Consider the following 19,832-nt stretch of genomic DNA (forward strand, 5'->3'; position numbering starts at 1 on the left):
GGTGGAGCGGAACCCCCTCTTCCCCCTGGTGGCCTTTGCCCTGCTGATCGCCCTTTCCGTCTTTTCCTTCATGGGCTACCTGCTCGCCGCCAGGAGGCTGCAAACCCCCCCTCCACCCCAAAGGGTGGTGGTGGAAACAGCCCATGGCCAAAGGGTGCTCCAGGCCCGTTTAGCCCGCACCCCGGAGGCCTGGAGCCGGGGCCTGGGGATGCGGAAGGAGGAGCTCGAGGCCCTCCTTTACCTATTCCCCGAGGCCACCGACGCCCCCTTCAGCGCCCAGGGCTATCGCTTCCCGGTGGTGCTGGCCTTTCTGGACGCCGAAGGCCGGGTGCTCAAGGTGGCCAGGCTCCAGCCTGGGGAAACCTACGCCCCGGGCCTCGCCTACCGGGGGGTGCTGGAGTTGCGGGAGGGCCTCCTGGAAATCGCCCCTGGGGACCGTGTGAGGCCTTAAGTACCCCGTCGTGGGTTTTGGCNAGCCGCTTTGGCTTTGGCCGATGGGGCGAGCTTTGCGTGCGGGTACGGAAGCCCATACCCCCGCCTAGGGGTAAAGAGGAGCCCCACCCCCAGCAGGACCAGCACCAACGCCGCCAAGTTGAGAAAAAAGTATAAGGCCCGAAGCCCGAGCTTCGGACCCAAAACGCACCGGGACTACTCCTCCTTTTCCTCCTTTTTGCTCTCCGAGCTTTCCGACTTGGAGCCGGAGTCCTTCTTGGCGTAGTCCTTAACGTGCCAGCCCGAGCCCTTGAAGATGATGGCGGGAGGGGTGATGACCCGCTTCAAGGGCTCGCCGGTTTCCGGGTGCGCCTTGAGAGGCTCGTCGTGGAAACCCTGTTCAAACTCGTAGTAGTTCCCCGTCTCCAGGCCCTTGTAGACGTAGACCGGCATACCCACCCTCCTGTCCAGCCATTTTGACACTCAGCTACCTTGAGTGTCAAGGGGGTGGAGTGGTACCCTCCCCCCGTGGACAAGCCCGCCCTGCGCCGGCACTGCCTCCGCCTCTGGCGAACCCTGGACCGGGAACGCCTTTCAGAGCAGGTGGTGGAGGTCCTGGTGCCCTGGCTTAAGGCCAGAGGCTTCCGGGCCATCCTCCTTTACCATCCTCTGCCCCACGAGCTGGACCTCCTTTCCCTTACCCGGCTTTACCCCGCCCGCTACTACCTGCCCAAGGTGGCCGGCACGGGGCTTACGGTTCACCCCTTAGGCCCCTTGGCCCCCGGACCCTTCGGCCTCCTGGAACCCACCACCCAGGCGGTGGACCCCCAGGTCCTGGACCTGGTGGTGGTCCCCGGGTTGGCCTTTGACCAGGAAGGCTACCGCCTGGGGCACGGCAAGGGGTATTATGACCGTTTTCTGGCCACGGTCCGGGCCGAGAAGCTTGGGGTCATCCCCAAGGCCCTTTTGTTTCCCTGCCTTCCCCGGGACCCCTGGGACGCGCCGGTAAGCTTCTTGGCCACCGAGGAAGGGGTGCGTCCGGTCAAATGACCCATAGGTCAGGCCCCGGGGGTGCTACACTTAGGCCCATGCGGGGAGCCCTTTTGGACCGGGACGGGGTTCTGCTCCTCATGGACGAGGAAGCCCTTTACAAGAAGGCCCTGGAGCTTTCCATCCACGGGGCTGGCCTGGAAAAGGCCCTGGCCGTCCTGGCCCAGGTGGTGCACGAGATCAACGAAGCCGTGCGCCACCTCCAGGTGCGGACCCTCGAGGAGGAAGGCCGCTTCTGGAGGAAGCAGGTGTTGCGGGTTTCCCAGGAGCTTCGCGTGCCTGAAGCAAAGCTTCTTTCCCTGCGCTACTACCACTTCATGCGCCAGGCCCCTGGAGCAGAGGCGCTTCTCCGGAGCCTCAAGGCCCAGGGGCTCAAGGTGGGGGTCCTTTCCAACACCCTCCCAAGCCTCCGGGAAAGCCTGGCCTACCACGGCCTGGCCCCCTATGTGGACGGCTTCTTCGCCTCCTGCGCCCTGGGCGTGGCCAAGCCGGACCCCAGGGCCTTCCTCCTCGCCCTGGAGGCCCTCGGCCTCGCGCCCGAAGAGACCCTCTACCTGGACGACGACCCCGAGAACGTGGCAGCCGCCCGGAGGCTCGGCCTCCGGGCGGAGCTGTACGAGATCAGAGCACCGGGAGCTCCGCCACGGTGAGCACCTCCAGGGTAGGGCTTCCTTGACGGAAGGCGGCGATCCGTCCCACCACCCGCCCTCCTGCCCGGAGCACCATCCTCTCCATGGCCTTCATGGTTTCCCCGCTGGAAACCACATCGGATACCAGGGTTACCTTCTGGTTAAGAAGCTTCTCGGCGAAGCGCCGGTCCAGCCAGAGCACCTCCCCCACCCCTAGGGTCAGGGTCTGCACCTCCTGGATGATGGGGTCTTCCATGTAGGGGCGGCGGCGGCGCCGGGCCACCACGTAAGGCAAGCCCATCTCCTCTGCCAGCACGTGGGCGAGGGGAATCGGGCTCGTTTCCGTGGTGAAGAGGACCTCGGTACCCGCGGGCACCAGGGGCTTTAGGGCCTGGGCCGCCGCCCGCACCAGCTCAGGGTCCCCCAAAAACTCCACCAGGGGGATGCGCCGCCCGGGCAAGGGCTCGATGAGGGGCACGTGGCGGGTGACGCCGCCGATGGTGATGGGATAGGTTTCCATAAAACCTCCTATTCCGGCTTAAAGAGGGGAAGGTGGCCTAAAGCGATGACATCCTGGCGGGGCGTGCCCTCGGTGAAGACCGCCAGCACCGCCACCACCTGCCCCCCCACGCTCTCGATGAGCTCCCGGAGGCCGGAAAGGGTGGAACCGGTGGACACCACGTCGTCCACGATGGCCACCTTGTGCCCCCGGATGAGGGGGATATCCGCCCCATCCAGCACCAGAAGCTGGGGCTTGCCCGTGGTGATGGAGAGCACCTGGCGGCTCACGGGGTTGATCATGTAGGGCTTCTCCGTCTTCCGGGCCACCACGTAGGGCTTGCCGGTGATGCGGGAAAGGGCATGGGCCAAGGGCACCGCCTTGACCTCAGGGGTGACCAAGGTTTCCACCTCAGGGGGTAAGCGCTCGGCCAGTGCCTCGGCGGCGGCCTCGGTGAGCTCAGTGTCCCCCAGAAGGTTTAAAAGGGCCACGGCCACATCCGGCCCCACCTGGACGATGGGAAGGTCGCGCCGAACCCCGGCGATCTCCACAGGGTAGGTCCTCACGCCGCTAGTCTATACTCTAGGTATGCTAAGCGCCAAGATCGAGACCCTGGGCGTGGACCCCCAGAACGGGAGCGTGGTGGTCCTGCTCAGGACGGAGAACGACAAGCTTCTCCCCATCGTCATCGGCCCCCTCGAGGCCCACCACATCGTGGTGGCCCTGCAAGGGGAGAAGCCCCCCCGCCCCCTAACCCCAGACCTCCTGCTATCCGTAATGGAAATGCTCCAAGGTAAGCTGCTACGGGTGGAGATCATTGACCTCCGGGACGGCACCTTCTATGCCCGACTCATCCTGGAGCATCGGGGCATCGAGCTGGAGGTGGACGCAAGGCCCTCCGACGCCATGGCCCTCGCCCTCAGGGCCGGGGCCCCCATCCTGGTGGCCGAGGAGGTGGTGGAAAAGGCGGGAGTGGAGGAGGCCAGCCTAAAGCCCCACGGAGCCGCTGAGGCCTAGGGGGCGCCCATGACGTGCACGTGCACGTGGAAAACCTCCTGCCCTCCCTTCTCCCCCACGTGCACCTGAAGCTTGTAGCCCTCAAGCCCAAGGGCCTTCGCCACCCGGTTGGCAGTGCGGAAGAGAGCCCCAAGCCTTCTCTGACCCTCCTCCGTGTCGGGGTAGTCGGAAAGCTTCGCTATGTGTTCCTTGGGCACCACCAGCACGTGCACCGGGGCCCTGGGCCTTATGTCGTGGAAGGCCACGAAGCCCTCATCCTCGTAGACTTTCCGGGAAGGAAGCTCCCCGGCGATGATGCGGCAGAACACGCACTCCATGGGAAAAAGTCTACCTTACGGGAAGTTCCAAGGGAAGCGAAGCCTCCTGCTCCACCCTCTCCACCCGGCCCAAAAGGGTGTACCCCTCCGCCCCCTCCACCCGTGCCAAAACCGTATCCCCCGGCCGGGCAGGGCCGGAAAGCCGGGCCTCGTAGTAGTCAGGGGTATGGCCCAAGGCCAAGCCGTTCTGGATTCTCTCCACCAAGACCTCCACCTGGCTCCCCAGCTTGGACCTCATGCGTTCCTCCGCCAGACGCTGGGCCAAAGCGATGATCTCCTTGGTGCGCCGCTTGCGCACCTCCGGCGGCACCTGGGGCATGGAGGCCGCCCGGGTCTTGGGGCGGGGGGTGTAGGTGAAGGCGTGGACCCGGGTGGGCCTGAGCTCCTCCAGAAAGGCCAAGGTCTCCCGGTGCTCCTCCTCGGTTTCCGTGGGGAGCCCGGCGATGACATCCGTGGTGAGGGCAAAGCCGGGGATAAGCTCGTAGGCCCTTCGCACCAGCTGGCGGTAGTAGGCCTTGTCGTAGCGGCGGCCCATGAGCCTTAAGAGGCGGTCCGAGCCCGTCTGCAGGGAAAGGTGCAGGTGGGGCCTGACCCCAGGGGCATACCGGGCGATGACCCCAAGGAGATCCTCCCCCGTGTCCTCGGGTTCAATGGAGGAAAGCCGCACCTTGGCCCCCAGGTGGTGGAGGTCCTCCACCAGGCCCGCCAGGCCCCGGGGGTGGCCCCGGTAGCTGCCAAGCCGCACCCCGGTGAGCACGATCTCCTGGATGCCCATCCGAAGAAGGGCCTCGGCTTCCGCCAGGGCCTCCCGGTAATCCCGGTGGCGCTCCTTGCCCCGGAGGCGGGGGATGATGCAGTAGGCGCACCCCGCCTGGCAGCCATCCTGCACCTTCAAGAAGGCCCGCACCCGGCTATTGAGTAGCCCCCTTTCCCCTGCCCCCCAGAACTCGTTGGGGGGGGTAGTGATGGGGTCCGCGGGAAGGCCGAAGTGCTCCAGGATCACCTTGGGGAGCTCCGCCTTGCGGGAATTGGGCACCACGGCGTCCGCCCCCAGCTCCCGCACCGCCTCGGGAGAGAGCTCCGCATAGCACCCCGTGACCACGATGAAGGCCCCTGGGTTAGCCCGCCTGGCCCGGCGGATCTCCTTGCGGGCATCGGCTTCGGCGGTGGTGGTCACGGCGCAGGTGTTGATGACCACCAGGTCGGCCCCCGCCTCGAGGGGGACCACCTCGGGCTCCAGGGCTTTGAGGAAGCCCAAGAGGGCCTCGGTTTCCACCTGGTTCACCTTGCACCCCAAGGTGCGGAAAGCCGCGCGCATCCTTTCCATTCTGGTAGCCTAAGGGAGCCAAGTCAACAACCGGGGGCGGAGTGTGACCCTCCCCACTTGCCAGGAAAACCCTAAAGGTTGTAGTATTCCAGGCGTCTGCCCCAAGATGTGGGGGAAACACGGTCTGGAGGATTTATGGAACGGTATTTCTTTGACGATCACGCGCAAGCCATCGCCAAGCGCCAGTATTTGCAGGAGGGGGACGGGGACATCCTCGGCATGTTCCGTCGGGTGGCCCGGGAGATCGCCAAGGTGGAAAAACCCGAGGACCGGGCCTACTGGGAGGAGAAGTTCTACAACCTCATGGCCTCCAAGCGCTTCTCCCCCGGGGGGCGCATCCTGGCGGGGGCCGGCACCGCCCACGGCAACCTTCTGAACTGCTTCGTGCAAGGGGCCACGGAGAACCCACCGGAAAGCTTTGAAGGCATCATGGAGGTGGCCAAGAAGCTGGCCCTGGTCACCAAGGTGGGCGGAGGCAACGGGGTCAACCTGGACCCCTACCGCTCCCGGGGCGGCCGCAGGCGGCAGACGGTACGGGGTGTGGCCTACCTATCCGCCGAGCACAAGGACGTGGAGGACTTCATCCGGGGCCTTATGCGACCCCCCACCAACCCTGATGGCCCTAAGGAGGAAATCGCCCTCAAGAATTTCGTGCGGGTGGTCTATGGGGAACTTACCCCTGAGCTGAAGGCCCTGGCAGAACGCTACGGCGTGCTCACGGTGAAGGAGCCTCCTCAGGAGCTCATCCGGGTGCCGGACGACATGGGGGGCATCATCGAGGCCGCCAAGGAGGCCGCCCACCTGGCCCGGCGGGGCCAGGAACCCCACGTGGACTTCAGCCTCCTCAGGCCGGAAGGGGCCCCCATCCGGGGCTCCGGGGGGACCAGCTCCGGCCCCGTGAGCTTCCTTTTTGAAATCTTTGACAACTTTCTAGAGTGGGCCGCCCTGGGGGCAGAGGCGGCGGGCCCGGTGGCCACCTTGCGCTACGTGTACGCCCCGGTCCTCCGGGTGGTGCGCCAGGGGGGGACCCGCCGGGGCGCAGGGATGGCCACCCTCTCCATCGAGCACCCCGACCTCCTGGACTTCCTCACCGCCAAGGACCTGGACCGGGAGAAGGCCGAGGGGGACATCTCCACCTTCAACATCTCTATCCTGGTCCCGGACGCCTTCATGAAGGCCCTCGAGGAGGACGCCCTTTGGCCCGTGACCCCCATTGAGGTGCCGGGAAAGTACTACCCCTACCCCCTGGAAGGCCCCTACACGGGTCAGATCCCAAGCCTTCCGGAGCGGGAGGACGGGGCCAAACCCATTCCCCTTTTCGGGGGCAAGGTACCCGCCCGCTGGCTCTGGCACGAGATCGCCTGGCACGCCTGGGCCACGGGGGAGCCGGGGCTCATCTTCGTGGACCGGATCAACGCGCTCTCCGCCCTCAAGGGCTTGGGGGAGCGGTACCAGATCCGCTCCACCAACCCCTGCTTCGTGGGCTCCACCCGTATCCCCACGGAACACGGCCTGGTACCCATCGCCGAGCTCGCCGAAAAAGGGAGCTTTTTCCTGGTCACCGACAACCGCGCTCCCTTCGGAGGGGTAGGGCACCCCTTACCGCACACGGGCACCACGGTACGCCGGGCCGCCAAGGCCTTTTTCACCGGGGTGAAGCCTGTGGTACGCCTCAGGACCCGGGAGGGCCTGGAGCTCACCCTCACCCCCGACCACCTGGTCCTCACCCCAGAGGGTTACCGGGAAGTTGGCACGCTAAAGCCCGGAGACCGCGTTCTGGTACAAAGCGGCGAAGGGCTTTTCCCCAAGGAAGACCTCCTTCCCCCACCCGTTCTGGCGGTGGTCCGGGAACGGGTGGCCACTGCCGGAAGCCGAAGCGGGCAGGGCCGGGAGGACGTGAAGGCGCAGTATGCCCACCTGCCCACCCGTTGGAGCCAGGAACTGGGCGTGGCCTTAGGCTGGCTCCTGGGAGACGGGTACCTGCGGGAAGACGGGGTAGGGTTCTACTTTTCGCGAAAGGACTTTGAGGAGGTGTCCTGGCTGCCCACCTTGCTCCAGGACTGGTTTGGCAGAGGAACCCTTCAGGAAACCCCCTTCAACACGTACCACCTGCACTTCAACCGAATCCCCGCGGAGTTCTTCCAAGCCCTGGGAGTCAAACCCGCCAAGGCCACGGAAAAGCGGGTCCCCGAAAGCCTCTTTCGGGCTCCTCGGGAAGCGGTGGTGGGGTTCCTGCGGGGCCTCTTCAGCGCGGACGGCTCGGTTCAGGTGAACCCAAGGAAGCAAGACGCCACCGTCCGCCTGGCCTCCTCCAGCCTGGGGCTTTTGCAGGACGTCCAGCTCCTCCTTCTCAACCTGGGTATCTACGGGAAAATCCACAGGCGGCGGGCCTCAGGGCACAAGCTCCTGCCCGACGGCCGGGGCGGGCGTAGGGCCTATCCCGTGGCCGAGCAGTACGAGCTCATCCTGGGAGGACAAAACCGCGATCGCTTTGCCGAGGCGGTGGGCTTCCTCCAGCCTGAAAAGCAGGAGAAGCTGCGTGCCTTTTTACAGCAACGCTCCCGGGGTAGCTACCGCAAACCCTTTGTGGCCACGGTGGCCTCGGTGGAACCCGCTGGCACGGCACCTGTGTACGACCTTACCGAGCCGGTCACCCACAGCCTGGTGGCCGGAGGCCTTGTCTGCCACAACTGCGGGGAGATCCCCCTCACCGTGGGCGAGCCCTGCGACCTGGGGGCTTTGAACCTGGCGGCCTACGTGAAGGACGGGGAGTTCCAGATGGCGGAGTTCCGGAAGGACGTCCCCACCGCCATCCGCTTCCTGGACAACGTCCTGGACGTGAACCGCTTCGTGCTTCCCGACAACGAGGAGGCGGCCAAGAAGCTCCGCCGCTTGGGCCTTGGGGTCATGGGCCTGGCGGACGCCCTCATCAAGATGGGCCTCCCCTACTCCTCCGAGAAGGCCAGGGAAAAGGTCTACGAGATCATCTCCGCCATGCGGGAAGAAGCCATAAGGGCCTCGGAGGCCCTGGCGGAGGAGCGGGGCCCCTTCCCCCTCTACGAGGAACACCAGGACTACTTCCAGGCCCTGGGGGTGAAGCCCCGGCGCAACGTGGCCGTCCTCACCGTGGCCCCCACCGGCACCACCTCCATGCTCATGGGGGTTTCTAGCGGCATCGAGCCCGTCTTCAGCCCCTTCGTCTGGCGCAGGATCGGCGGGGAGTATAAGCCCCTTTTACACCCCCTCTTCGTGGAGCTCATGGAGGCCTACCCCCCGGCCCCCGGCTACGAGAAGGACGGCAAGTGGGACTGGGAGAAGGTGATCGCCGCCATCCAAGAGGACGGGCACGGCTCGGTCAAGAACCTCCCCTTCGTGCCCGAGCCCATCCGGGAAGTCTTCGAGTGTGCCCACGACATCCACCCCTTGGACCACGTGCGCATGCAGGGGGTGGTGCAGCGGGCCTTCGACGCCGAGGGCTTGGCGGCCAACAGCCTCTCCAAGTGCATTGCCAAGGGCACCCTGATCCCCACCTCCCGCGGCCTGATACCCATAGAAGACCTCGCTCCCCCTCACCCGGAGGACACCTTTGCCCCCGTGGAGGGGCTCTACACCGCCGAAGGGTACCGCATCACGGCCCATTATGCCGCCGGGAAGAAGCGGGCGGTTAGGATCCGCCTGGATAACGGGGCGGAGCTGGTGGGGGCCTGGGAAAGCCACCGGGTGCTCACCCCTAGCGGCTGGCGGCTCATGCGGGACCTGGCTCCCGGAGACGTGGTGCTGGGCAAGCTGGTACCCTCTCACGGCCCGGGCGGCGCTCCCCTTCCGCAGGATTACCCTCTGCTGATCAACGCCAAGAACCTGCCTCTTCCCGAGCGTATGTCCCCTGATCTGGCCCTCTTCCTGGGCATGATGGCCGCGGACGGGTCCACGGTGGAGAGCACGGGCTTCGTGGGCATCGCCACCAAGAGCGAGGAGGTAGAGGCGGCCTTCCGGGATGTGGTCCAGAAGCTTTTTGCGACTCAACCCAAGTGCACTTTGGACAAGCGCACCGGGGTGCGCAACCTCTACTTGACCTCCCGGCGCCTGGCCCGCTTGGTGGAGGACTTAATCGGCAAAGGGGCCCGGAACAAGCGAACCCCCCAACAGATCCTGCAGGGCAGCCCCGAAGAGAAGCTGGCCTTCCTCAGGGGGCTCACCCTCGACGGGTACGCCCGGCCCGACCTCGGCCTGGTGGTCTATGAGGGGCGGAGCCAGCGCTTGGCCTACGAGGCAGCGGAGCTGGCCCGCAGTTTCGGGCTGCCCACGGTCTACCAAGGGCGCAAACGGGTGGAGGCACCGAAGGAAAGCTACTTCGTCTATTCCGCGGTGGTTTCGGGCCCCCTGCAGGACCTCATCGAGCCCATTGAGTCCCACAAGCGGATACCCAGGGTGGAAAAGCTCTATCGGGTCTTCGTTCCTGAAACCCTGGTAGCTGCCACCCGCGTGGGCCCGGACCATCCGGGTTACGCCAACCTGAAGTCCATACGCCACCGGGGGGTTCAGGTAGCCTACAACCGAACCGCGGATCGCCTGGGGTGGCCCACGGAGGTCCTCGCCTACCGGGTGGTGGAGGTGGAAGAGGTGGGCGAGGTGGAGATGTACGACATTGAGGTGGAGGAGGTGCACAGCTATGTGGTCAACGGCATCCTCTCCCACAACACCATCAACCTCCCCAACCAGGCCACCGTGGAGGACGTGGAGGCGGCCTACGCCGAGGCCTACCGCACGGGGTGCAAGGGGATCACCGTGTACCGGGACGGCTCGAGGGAGTTCCAGGTGCTCACGGTGAGGAAGGAAACCAAAGAGGAGCAGAAGGCCGAGCCTGTCCCCGAGGCCAAAGGGGTCCAAGCGGCAGGCCCCTCGGAGGAAGCTCCCCCCGCCCCCTCCCGGCCCGGCGGGCCGGTCTACGAGCGCCCGGGGAGGCTTCTGGGCTTCACCGACATGGTCAAGCTTCTCTCTCCGGACGGGCAGAAGCGGAGCTTCCTGGTCACGGTGAACCTGCTGGGGGGAAGGCCCATTGAGGTCATCCTCACCTCGGGCAAGGCGGGGGACGAGGCCAACGCCGACTCCGAGGCCCTGGGCCGGGTGGTGTCCATCGCCCTGCAGTACGGCGTGCCCCCAGAAGCCTTGGTGCGCACCCTCCGGGGCATCAACGGCGGTCTTTACGGCACCTACCAGGGCAGGCTGGTGTCCAGCAAGGCGGACCTCATCGCCGTGGCCCTGGAAACCATCCCGGAGGCCTTCAAGGGCGCACCTGCGGCCCCACCCCCACCGGCGGTGGAACCCCTCCCAAGCCTCTCCGGAGGCAGCATCGAGCTGGCGGGCGCCAGCCAGTGCCCTTCCTGCGGGGAAAAAGCCCTGGTGCGGGAAGAAGGGTGCTGGAAGTGCCAAGTCTGCGGCTATTCCAAGTGCGGCTAAGGGTTGCCCTGGTGGGGGCCAAACCCCCACCGGGGACGTACACTAAGGGCATGATCCGCACCCGGCGCTTCACGCGGAGGGAGTACCACCGCCTGGGCGAGGCGGGCATCCTTGGAGAAGACGAACGGGTGGAGCTCCTGGAGGGTAGCCTGGTGGAAATGAGCCCCATCGGTAGCCGTCATGCGGCCTGTGTGAAGAAGATCAACACCCTTTTCCACCGGGCCCTGGAAGGCCGGGCCTTGGTGGGCGTGCAGGACCCCATACGGCTTTCCGAAGACTCTGAACCCCAGCCAGACCTGGTCCTGCTACGGCCCCAGGCGGACTTCTACGCCGAGGACCACCCGGGACCGGAAGATGTCCTCCTCCTGGTGGAGGTGGCCGAGGCCTCCTTGGCCTACGATCGGGAGGTCAAGCTTCCCCTTTACGCCCAAGCGGGTATTCCCGAAGTGTGGTTGGTCCACCTGGCCGAGAACCAGGTGGAAGTCCACCGCGGACCCCGGGAAGGGCGTTACGGGGAAACCCAAACCCTGGTTCCCGGCCAATCCCTCTCCCCACTGGCCTTCCCCGAGGTGCGGTTTAAGGTGGAGGACCTCCTGCCTTGATCCGGGTGAAGATCTGCGGCCTCACCCGCCTCGAGGACGCCCTCCTGGCGGAGGCCCTGGGCGCCTACGCCCTGGGCTTCGTCCTCGCCCCGGGTTCCAAAAGGCGCATCTCCCCGGAAGCCGCCCGGAGCATCTCCACCGCCCTGGGACCCTTGGTGGTGCGGGTGGGGGTCTTCCGCGACCAGGAGCCAGAGGAGGTGCTCGCGCTCATGGAGAAGGCCCGGCTTCAGGTGGCCCAGCTCCATGGCCAAGAGCCCCCGGAGTGGGCGGAAAGGGTGGGGCGCTTCTACCCAGTGGTCAAGGCCTTTGCCCTGGAAGGCCCGGCGAGGCCCGAGTGGGCCGACTACCCGGCCAGCGCCCTCCTCCTGGACGGGAAGGCCCCCGGGAGCGGGGAGGGCTACCCCAGGGCCTGGGCTCTTCCCCTTTTGCAGACGGAAAAAAGGGTCATCCTGGCGGGGGGCATTACCCCGGAGAACCTGGAGGAGGTCTTGTCCCTAAGGCCCTACGCCATCGACCTGGCCAGCGGAGTGGAGGAGGCCCCTGGGGTGAAAAGCCAGGCCAAGCTCAAGGCCCTCTTCGCCCGCCTGGAAGCGTGGAAGCCAGGGGTATGATGGGGGCGTGATCGGCAGGAAGCACCCCCTCTTTCCCTACCTCGAGGCCATGCTGGAGGCCGCCCACCTGGCCCAGGGCATCCACCGCTACTACCTGGAACGGGGCTTCACCCAAGGCACCAAGTCCGGCCCCACCGACCTGGTGACCCAGGCGGACCGGGAGGCGGAGGAGGCCATCAAGGAGCTTCTCCTCTCCCGCTTCCCCGAGGCGGGCTTCCTGGGGGAGGAGGGAGGCAGCGAGGGCGGTAAGACCCTGCGCTTCATCGTGGACCCCTTGGACGGCACGGTGAACTACGCCCACGGCTTCCCCTTCTATGGGGTTTCCCTCGCCTTGGAGGTGGAGGGACAGGTCCAGGTGGGGGTGGTGCTGGACACCAGCCGGGGGGAGGCCTTCTATGCGGTGCGGGGCGAAGGGGCCTACCTCAACGGGAGGCCCATCCGGGTCACGGAGCGGAGGGAGCTTCTGGGAAGCCTCCTCGCCACCGGGTTTCCCTACGACGTGGCCAAGGATCCGGAGAACCTCACCTATTTCCAGCGGGCCCTTTCCAAGGGGCTTCTGGTGCGGCGCCCCGGGGCTGCCGCCTTGGACCTGGTCTACGTGGCCGCAGGGCGGCTGGACGGCTTCTGGGAGGTGAAGCTCAACCCTTGGGATGTAGCTGCGGGCTGGCTCATCGTGGAGGAGGCGGGCGGTCGGGTCACGGACCTGGAGGGGAAGCCTTACCGCCTGGGCCACCGCTACATCGTGGCCACCAACGGCCACATCCACGAGGCCCTCATCCAGACCCTCCTGGCCCAGGGCTAGAATGAAAACCGGTATGGACCTCGAGGCCAAGAAGAAAGTCCTCCGGAGCTTCACCTACGGCCTGTACATCCTGACCGCCAGGGACGGCGAGGAGTACGCCGCGGGCACGGTGAACTGGGTAACCCAAGCCTCCTTTACCCCGCCCCTCATCGTCCTGGGGGTGAAGCAGGATAGCCGCCTGCACGAGCTCATCGGGCGCACGGGAAGGCTCGCCCTCATGACCCTGGCCCAGGACCAGAAGCAGATCGCCCAGGACTTCTTCAAACCCACGGTGCGGGAGGGAAGCACCCTGAACGGCCATCCCTTTGAGCCCTCCCCCACCTTCGGCTTCCCCCTACTCACCGAGCTTCCCTACTGGCTGGAGGCCGAGGTGCGCCACATCTTTGAGGGCGGGGATCACAGCGTGGTGGTGGCGGAGGTGGTGGAGGCGGGGGTGCGCTTTGAGGCCAAGCCCCTGGTCATGTGGGATACGGGTTGGTTCTACGGGGGTTAAAATCGGTACATGCCCCTTTGCAGATACTGCGGTAAGCCCACTAAAAGTATCCTTTCTTTTGCTCACCCGGAATGTGTAGAAACCTTCAAGAAAGGCGAAAGGCAAGCACGAGACCTCTTAGCGAAGGCATTTGAGTCATTTGACTTAGAAAAGCTGAGTATTGCACAACAGGTTGCTCAACAAGCACTCGTTGGAGAAAAGGGTTTTTCACATTTGATCTCTCAGTTTTTGCCGAAAGCCATCGAAAGGGCGCTAGAAGATCATCTTTTGACGGACGACGAGGCAACTTTTTTACACAAAGCAAATCAACTACTCACAAAAGAAGATGCGAGAAAAATTAGTTCTGCCCTTGATCAGCTTAACAAGGCAACCATCCTTTTATATCTCAATCGTGGGAACATTCCTACTGTTTCCATACAGGGCTCGTTGCCCTTTCTACTCCAAAAAGAAGAGCGGCCCATTTGGGTTGAAGAAAACATTGGGCTCTATGAATATAAAAGCGAAAAGGAGTATCTATCCTCAGGAACAGGCGTTTCTGTGCGCATAGCGAAGGGAGTTTACATACGGTCCTCACAATACCGCACTCGTCAAGTTATCACAAAGGAGCGCTTACACCTGGTTGACAAGGGGATTTTACTGATAACAGATAAGCATTTCTATTTTGGGGGAACGAAAAAAATACGCCGCTTCTCCCTCCACAAGATAATTGGCCTACGCCTTTATAAAGACGCAGTGGAATTACACCTAGATGGCACCAAACCACAGGTGTGGATTGTCACCACAAATGATCCAAAATTTCTCGCAAATCTCATCAACTTTCTTCAGTAGACATCTCAATAACAAGCTGAACTTCACGTCCGTCGGGGAGTAGAAAAGCCCGTACCCCATCGATGCCGAAGATGACGTAGGGCACCCGCCAGCGGGCTTCCCGGATGTCCGTGGGGCTGGGGAAGGCGGGGCCCCGGGGGTGGGAGTGGTAGATGGCGAGGAGGGCAAGCCCCTCCCTCTCCAGCGCCTTCAAGGCCTTGAGGAGGGCCAAGGGCTCCGCCAGGTAGCCGGTAAGGGGCTCAGGGTGGGCGTTGGGCAGGGGGATAACCCGCTCCACCTCCCGCCTCCCCGCCCAAAGCCCCACCCCCTCCTTGGGCGCCTCCCGGGCCAAGTGGGCCCGGGTCGCCTCCAGAAGCCTTCTCGGGACGTAGAGCACTTGGGACAATCGCCCCCTCCTTGGCCCTATACTATGGGCACCAAGAAGGAGGGAAGATGATCCCAGGAACCTCTCCCATCCGCACCGTGGCCCTGGTGGGCCACGCGGGAAGCGGCAAAACCACCCTCACCGAAGCGCTTCTCTACAAAACCGGAGCCAAGGACCGGATGGGCCGGGTGGAGGACGGCACCACCACCACCGACTACACCCCCGAGGCCAAGCTCCACCGCACCACGGTGCGCACCGGGGTAGCCCCCCTGCGCCACAAGGGCCACCGCATCTTCCTCCTGGACGCCCCCGGCTACGGGGATTTCGTGGGGGAGATCAGGGGGGCTTTGGAGGCCGCCGACGCCGCTTTGGTGGCCGTATCCGCGGAGAATGGGGTACAGGTGGGCACGGAAAGGGCCTGGACCGTGGCCGAGAGGCTGGGCCTGGCCCGCATGGTGGTGGTCACCAAGCTGGACAAGGGAGGGGATTACTACGCCCTTTTGGAGGACCTCCGGGCCACCCTGGGCCACATCCTGCCCATCGACCTGCCCCTTTTCGAAGGCGGGCGCTGGGTGGGGCTCATCGACGTCTTCCACGGCAAGGCCTACCGCTACCAGAACGGGGGGGAAGTGGAAGTGCCCCTGCCTGAGGGGGAGAAGGAGCGCGCCGAGCGCTTCCGCCAGGAGGTCCTCGAGGCCATCGTGGAAACCGACGAAGCCCTTCTGGAAAAGTACCTGGAGGGGGAAGAGGTAACCGGGGAGGCCCTGGAGAGGGCCTTCCACGAGGCGGTGCGCCAAGGGCTCCTCTACCCGGTGGCCCTGGCCTCGGGCACGGAGGGCATCGGGGTTTTGCCCCTTCTGGACCTCATCCTGGAGGCCCTGCCCTCCCCTGAGGAGCGCTTCGGGCAAGGCCCCGCCCTGGCCAAGGTCTTCAAGGTCCAAGTGGACCCCTTCATGGGCCAGGTGGCTTACGTGCGCCTCTACCGGGGCCGGCTGAAGCCGGGGGACATCTTGCAAAGCGAGGCGGGGCCGGTGCGCCTCCCCCACCTCTACGTGCCCATGGGCAAGGACCTCCTGGAGGTGGAGGAGGCAGAAGGCGGCTTTGTCCTGGGCCTGCCCAAGGCGGAGAACCTGCACCGGGGGATGGTCCTGTGGCAAGGAGAGAGGCCAGAGAGCGAGGAGGTGCCCTTCGCCCGCCTGCCCGAACCCAACGTGCCCGTGGCCATCCGGCCCAAGGGCAGGACCGACGAGGCCAAGCTGGGGGAGGCCCTGAGGAAGCTTCTGGAGGAGGACCCCAGCCTCAAGCTGGAGCGCCAGGAGGAGACGGGGGAGTTCCTGCTTTGGGGGCACGGGGAGCTTCATCTCACCACCGCCAAAGAACGCCTTTCCGACTACGGGGTGGAGGTGGAGTTTTCCGTGCCCAAGGTCCCCTACCGGGAAACCATCCGCAAGGTGGCCGAGGGCCAGGGCAAGTACAAGAAGCAGACCGGGGGCCACGGCCAGTACGGGGACGTGTGGCTCCGCCTGGAGCCCGCCCCCGAGTACAGCTTCGAGTGGCGCATCACCGGCGGCGTCATCCCCAGCAAGTACCAGGAGGCCATTGAGGAAGGGATCCTCGAGGCGGCCAAGAAGGGGGTCTTGGCAGGCTACCCGGTGATGGGCTTCAAGGCCATCATCTACAACGGTTCCTACCACGAGGTGGACTCCAGTGACCTCGCCTTTCAGATCGCCGCCAGCATGGCCTTCAAGAAGGTGATGGAGCTGGCAAGCCCGGTTCTTCTGGAACCCATCTACCAGATCAAGGTGATCGCCCCCCAGGAGCGGGTGGGGGATATCCTCTCCGACCTCCAGGCCCGCAGGGGGCGCATCCTGGGCATGGAGCAGGAGGGGGCCCTGGCGGCGGTACGGGCCGAGGTGCCCCTGGCAGAGGTTTTGGAGTACTACAAGGCCCTCCCCAGCCTCACCGGGGGGGCAGGGGCCTACACCCTGGAGTTCAGCCACTACGCGGAGGTGCCCCCCCACTTGGCGCAGAAGATCGTGCAGGAGCGCAAGAGCGCCGAGGAAGGGTAAGCCTTGGAGGCCATGGCAGAAACCCCCCTTCAAGCGCTTTCCCGGCTCCGGGAGGCCCTGCAGGAGGTCCTCTTCGGCCAGGAGGAGGCCATAGAGGCCCTTCTGGCCACCCTGCTGGCCCGGGGGCACGCCCTTTTGGAAGGCGTTCCGGGCTTGGGAAAGACCCTCCTGGCGGAAAGCTTCGCCAAGGGAAGCGGCCTGAGCTACAAGCGCATCCAGTTCACCCCCGACCTCCTGCCCCAGGACCTCACGGGAAGCGAGGTGTTCCGGGAGGGGCGGTTTGAGTTCGTGAGAGGCCCCCTCTTCGCCCAGGTGGTCCTGGCGGATGAGATCAACCGGGCCCCGCCCAAGGTGCAGTCGGCCCTCCTCGAGGCCATGCAGGAACGGGCGGTGACCGCAGGAGGGGTGCGCTACCCCCTGCCTGAGCCCTTCTTCGTGGTGGCCACGCAAAACCCTTTAGAGCTTGAGGGCACCTACCCTCTGCCTGAGGCCCAGCTGGACCGCTTCACCGCCAAAATCCCCTTCCGCCCCCCCAGGCGGGAGGTGTGGCTCAGGATCCTCACGGAGGAACCCCGGATTCCCGAACCCTTGGGGGTGGACTTCCCCAAGGCCCAGGAGGAAGTGCGGGGGGTCAGGGTGGCCAGGGAGGCCCTCGAGGCCATCACCCACGTGGCCTTCCTGAGCGGGGAGGATGGCCGCCTGCGCATGGGCCTCTCCCCCCGGGGGGCCAAGGCCTGGCTGGCCCTGGCCCGGGCCCTGGCCTACCTCAGGGCCAAACCCCTGGTGGACTGGAAGGAGCTTAGGGACGCGGCCTTCCTGGCCCTTCCCCACCGGCTTTTCCTCACGGAGGAGGCCCTTTACGAGGGGGAAAGCGCCGAGGGAATCCTGAAGCAGCTTCTCAGGAAGGGGGGCATCCCCTAGGAAGGAGGCAAGGTATGCGCTGGATCCGGTTTTTTCACGAGGTGGGCCTGGAGGATGTGCCTTTGGTGGGGGGTAAGAACGCCTCCCTGGGGGAGATGATCCGGGAGCTAAGCCCCCTGGGGGTGAAGGTGCCCGGGGGGTTTGCCACCACCAGCGAGGCCTACTGGTATTTCCTCACGGCCAACGGCCTCAAGGAGGCCATCGTCCAGGAGCTTAAGGACCTGGACCCCGATGACCCCATCCTCCTGGCCCGGGCAAGCCGCCGCCTGAGAAACCTGATCCTGAAGGGGGAATATCCCGAGGACCTGGAGGAGGAGATCCGCCAGGCCTACCAAACGCTTTCCCAGGAAGCCGGGGAGGAAGCCCTCCCTGTAGCCGTGCGCAGCAGCGCCACCGCCGAGGACCTCCCCACCGCCAGCTTCGCCGGGCAGCAGGAGAGCTACCTCTATGTGCAAGGGGAGGAGGAACTCCTCCTTCATGTGAAGCGGGCCATGGCGAGCCTCTTCACCGCCAGGGCCATCAGCTACCGGGCCCACATGGGGTTTGACCACCTGAAGGTGGCCCTCTCCGTGGGGGTGCAGCGCATGGTGCGGGCGGACACCGCCAGTAGCGGGGTCATCTTCACCCTGGACCCCGACACCGGCCACCCGGGCTTCGTCTACATCACCGCCATCTGGGGACTGGGGGAGAACATCGTCCAGGGGCGGGTGGGACCCGACGCCTACTACGTGCACAAGGAAACCCTTAAAGCCGGCTACCGGGCCTTGGTCCACAAAAAGCTCGGCCCTAAGGAACTTACCCTGGCCTTTGACCCCAGGGAGGGCCGCCTGAAAAACCGCCCCACCCCGCCCTACCTCCGGAACCAGTTCGCCCTTTCCGACGAAGAAGTCCTCCTCCTCGCGGACTGGTCCTTGAAGATCGAAGAACACTACAGCCAAAAGCGGGGGGCTCCCACCCCCATGGACATCGAGTGGGCCAAAGACGGACCTACGGGAGAGCTTTTCATCCTGCAGGCCCGGCCCGAAACCGTGCACTCCCAGAAGGCCCCCCTCCTCAGGGTCTACCGCCTTCAGGAGCGGGGGGAGGTCCTGGCGGAGGGCCTGGCGGTGGGGGAGGCCATCGCCACGGGCAGGGCCCGGGTGCTCAAGGACCCCAAGGAGATGGAGCGCTTCGGGGAGGGAGAGGTGCTGGTCACCGAAACCACCAACCCCGACTGGGAGCCCATCATGAAGAAGGCGGCGGCCATCGTCACGGAACGGGGCGGGCGCACCTCCCACGCGGCCATCGTGGCCCGGGAGCTGGGGGTACCGGCGGTGGTGGGGGCGGTGGGGGCCACCCGGCTTATTCCCGAGGGGGAAGAGGTCACGGTCTCCTGCGCTGAGGGGGAGGTGGGGCGCGTCTACCGCGGGGCCCTGGCCTTTGAGGTGGAGGAGGTACGCCCGGAAACCCTCCCCAGGACCCGGACCCGGATCCTGGTCAACGTGGGTACCCCGGAGGAGGCCCTAAGGGTAAGCCTCCTGCCCACGGACGGGGTGGGGCTATTGCGCATGGAGTTCGTCTTCGCCAGCCACGTGCGCATCCACCCCCTGGCCCTAACCCGTTTCGAAACCCTGCCCGAGAAGGTGCGGCGCCAGGTGGAGGAGCTCACCGAAGCCTACCCCGACAAAAGGGCCTACTTCGTGGATACCTTAGCCCAGGGGATCGGCCTCATCGCCGCGGCCTTTTACCCCAGGCCCGTCCTCCTGCGCTTTTCCGACTTCAAGACCAACGAGTACGCCCGCCTCGTCGGGGGGCACCTCTTTGAGCCCAAGGAGGAAAACCCCATGCTGGGCTGGCGGGGGGCAAGCCGCTACTACCACCCGGACTACAAGGAGGGCTTCCTCCTCGAGGTGGCGGCGGTCAAGAAGGTGCGGGAGGAGATGGGCCTCAAGAACCTCATGGTGATGGTGCCCTTCTGCCGCACCCCCGAGGAAGGGGCCAGGGTTTTAGAGGTGATGGCGGAGGGGGGCTTGAGGCGGGGGGAAGACGGCCTCGAGGTCTATGTGATGGCGGAGATCCCCTCCAATGTCCTCGAGGCCGAAGCCTTCGCCGAGCTCTTTGACGGCTTCTCCATCGGCTCCAACGACCTCACCCAGCTGGCCCTCGGCCTGGACCGGGACTCCGAGCGGGTGGCCGCCCTCTTCGACGAACGGCGGGAGACCGTCAAGGCCCTCTGCGCCCTCCTCATCGAGAAGGCCCACGCCAAGGGGAAGAAGGTGGGCATCTGCGGCCAGGCCCCTTCCGACTACCCCGAGTTCGCCGCCTTTTTGGTGGAGCGGGGCATCGACTCCCTAAGCCTCAACCCCGACGCCCTCTTGCGCACGGTGAAGAAGGTGGCGGAGCTGGAGGCGGCCCTGCCCACCTAGCTTTCTCAT

At 65.5% G+C, this 19,832-nt stretch carries 19 protein-coding genes; 13 read left to right on the forward strand and 6 right to left on the reverse strand.

Translation table 11 applies throughout. The annotated features are described in order from the left end of the window. Position 1: 1 nt before the first annotated feature. Positions 2 to 451 (forward strand): DUF192 domain-containing protein, encoded by a 450-nt coding sequence (locus L1087_RS07735; RefSeq protein ID WP_038041386.1) that lies wholly within the window; start codon positions 2 to 4, stop codon positions 449 to 451. Between the two features lie 197 nt (positions 452 to 648). On the opposite strand, the gene L1087_RS07740 is transcribed toward L1087_RS07735, so the two are convergent. After that, on the reverse strand, positions 649 to 885 hold the full coding sequence (locus L1087_RS07740) for an FmdB family zinc ribbon protein (protein WP_038041385.1): 237 nt from the start codon (positions 883 to 885) through the stop codon (positions 649 to 651). 75 nt (positions 886 to 960) lie between these two features. Here L1087_RS07740 and L1087_RS07745 point away from each other — a divergent pair, with 75 nt between their 5' ends. After that, a complete protein-coding gene (locus L1087_RS07745) occupies positions 961 to 1,482 on the forward strand; it encodes a 5-formyltetrahydrofolate cyclo-ligase (RefSeq protein ID WP_234558366.1) in 522 nt (173 codons plus the stop codon). A gap of 38 nt (positions 1,483 to 1,520) precedes the next feature. After that, a complete protein-coding gene (locus L1087_RS07750; RefSeq protein WP_038041383.1) occupies positions 1,521 to 2,132 on the forward strand; it encodes an HAD-IA family hydrolase in 612 nt (203 codons plus the stop codon). On the opposite strand, the gene L1087_RS07755 is transcribed toward L1087_RS07750, so the two are convergent. Together L1087_RS07755 and L1087_RS07760 are read right to left on the reverse strand one after the other, a co-directional pair. Continuing rightward, positions 2,104 to 2,631, reverse strand: a complete 528-nt coding sequence (locus tag L1087_RS07755) for a phosphoribosyltransferase family protein (RefSeq protein WP_038041381.1) — start codon at positions 2,629 to 2,631, stop codon at positions 2,104 to 2,106. The genes L1087_RS07750 and L1087_RS07755 overlap by 29 nt on opposite strands. 8 nt (positions 2,632 to 2,639) lie before the next feature. Beyond that, positions 2,640 to 3,176, reverse strand: a complete 537-nt coding sequence (locus L1087_RS07760) for a phosphoribosyltransferase family protein (RefSeq protein ID WP_234558367.1) — start codon at positions 3,174 to 3,176, stop codon at positions 2,640 to 2,642. Between the two features lie 22 nt (positions 3,177 to 3,198). On the opposite strand from L1087_RS07760, the gene L1087_RS07765 reads away from it, so the two are divergent. Beyond that, positions 3,199 to 3,627 carry a bifunctional nuclease family protein gene (locus L1087_RS07765; RefSeq protein ID WP_038058217.1) on the forward strand — a complete coding sequence of 143 codons (429 nt, stop codon included), beginning with the start codon at positions 3,199 to 3,201 and terminating at the stop codon, positions 3,625 to 3,627. Here the strand turns inward: L1087_RS07765 and L1087_RS07770 are convergent. Then, positions 3,624 to 3,944 (reverse strand): histidine triad nucleotide-binding protein, encoded by a 321-nt coding sequence (locus L1087_RS07770; protein ID WP_038041378.1) that lies wholly within the window; start codon positions 3,942 to 3,944, stop codon positions 3,624 to 3,626. The two genes, L1087_RS07765 and L1087_RS07770, sit on opposite strands and share 4 nt — an antisense overlap. A gap of 10 nt (positions 3,945 to 3,954) precedes the next feature. Beyond that, on the reverse strand, positions 3,955 to 5,262 hold the full coding sequence (locus L1087_RS07775) for a MiaB/RimO family radical SAM methylthiotransferase (RefSeq protein ID WP_234558440.1): 1,308 nt from the start codon (positions 5,260 to 5,262) through the stop codon (positions 3,955 to 3,957). A gap of 144 nt (positions 5,263 to 5,406) precedes the next feature. Here L1087_RS07775 and L1087_RS07780 point away from each other — a divergent pair, with 144 nt between their 5' ends. Genes L1087_RS07780 through L1087_RS07805 form a run of 6 tightly spaced genes read left to right on the forward strand, consistent with a single transcriptional unit; the run spans position 5,407 to position 14,064 of the window. After that, positions 5,407 to 10,728, forward strand: a complete 5,322-nt coding sequence (locus tag L1087_RS07780) for an LAGLIDADG family homing endonuclease (RefSeq protein ID WP_234558369.1) — start codon at positions 5,407 to 5,409, stop codon at positions 10,726 to 10,728. A gap of 50 nt (positions 10,729 to 10,778) precedes the next feature. Beyond that, a complete protein-coding gene (locus tag L1087_RS07785) occupies positions 10,779 to 11,330 on the forward strand; it encodes a Uma2 family endonuclease (protein ID WP_234558371.1) in 552 nt (183 codons plus the stop codon). Next, the gene (locus L1087_RS07790) at positions 11,330 to 11,941 is read left to right on the forward strand and encodes a phosphoribosylanthranilate isomerase (protein WP_234558441.1); all 612 of its coding nucleotides are present in this window, start codon (positions 11,330 to 11,332) and stop codon (positions 11,939 to 11,941) included. The genes L1087_RS07785 and L1087_RS07790 overlap by 1 nt, the downstream gene beginning before the upstream one ends. Positions 11,942 to 11,948: 7 nt before the next feature. Further along, complete coding sequence (locus L1087_RS07795) at positions 11,949 to 12,743, forward strand: inositol monophosphatase family protein (RefSeq protein WP_234558373.1); 795 nt, start codon at positions 11,949 to 11,951, stop codon at positions 12,741 to 12,743. A gap of 13 nt (positions 12,744 to 12,756) precedes the next feature. After that, complete coding sequence (locus L1087_RS07800) at positions 12,757 to 13,236, forward strand: flavin reductase family protein (RefSeq protein ID WP_234558375.1); 480 nt, start codon at positions 12,757 to 12,759, stop codon at positions 13,234 to 13,236. Positions 13,237 to 13,245: 9 nt separating this feature from the next. Beyond that, positions 13,246 to 14,064 (forward strand): hypothetical protein, encoded by an 819-nt coding sequence (locus tag L1087_RS07805; RefSeq protein ID WP_234558377.1) that lies wholly within the window; start codon positions 13,246 to 13,248, stop codon positions 14,062 to 14,064. On the opposite strand, the gene L1087_RS07810 is transcribed toward L1087_RS07805, so the two are convergent. Further along, complete coding sequence (locus tag L1087_RS07810) at positions 14,048 to 14,440, reverse strand: Mov34/MPN/PAD-1 family protein (protein ID WP_386082895.1); 393 nt, start codon at positions 14,438 to 14,440, stop codon at positions 14,048 to 14,050. The two genes, L1087_RS07805 and L1087_RS07810, sit on opposite strands and share 17 nt — an antisense overlap. Positions 14,441 to 14,496: 56 nt before the next feature. On the opposite strand from L1087_RS07810, the gene L1087_RS07815 reads away from it, so the two are divergent. From L1087_RS07815 to ppsA, 3 genes are read left to right on the forward strand one after another with little or no spacing between them, the layout of a single operon-like run. After that, entirely contained in the window at positions 14,497 to 16,497 is a 2,001-nt protein-coding gene (locus L1087_RS07815; protein WP_234558382.1) for an elongation factor G, read from the forward strand. 12 nt (positions 16,498 to 16,509) lie between these two features. Beyond that, the gene (locus L1087_RS07820) at positions 16,510 to 17,418 is read left to right on the forward strand and encodes an AAA family ATPase (protein WP_135259839.1); all 909 of its coding nucleotides are present in this window, start codon (positions 16,510 to 16,512) and stop codon (positions 17,416 to 17,418) included. Positions 17,419 to 17,432: 14 nt separating this feature from the next. Then, the gene (gene ppsA, locus L1087_RS07825; protein WP_234558384.1) at positions 17,433 to 19,823 is read left to right on the forward strand and encodes a phosphoenolpyruvate synthase; all 2,391 of its coding nucleotides are present in this window, start codon (positions 17,433 to 17,435) and stop codon (positions 19,821 to 19,823) included. Positions 19,824 to 19,832 lie beyond the last annotated feature (9 nt).

Source organism: Thermus tengchongensis (assembly GCF_021462405.1).
Lineage (GTDB): Bacteria > Deinococcota > Deinococci > Deinococcales > Thermaceae > Thermus > Thermus tengchongensis.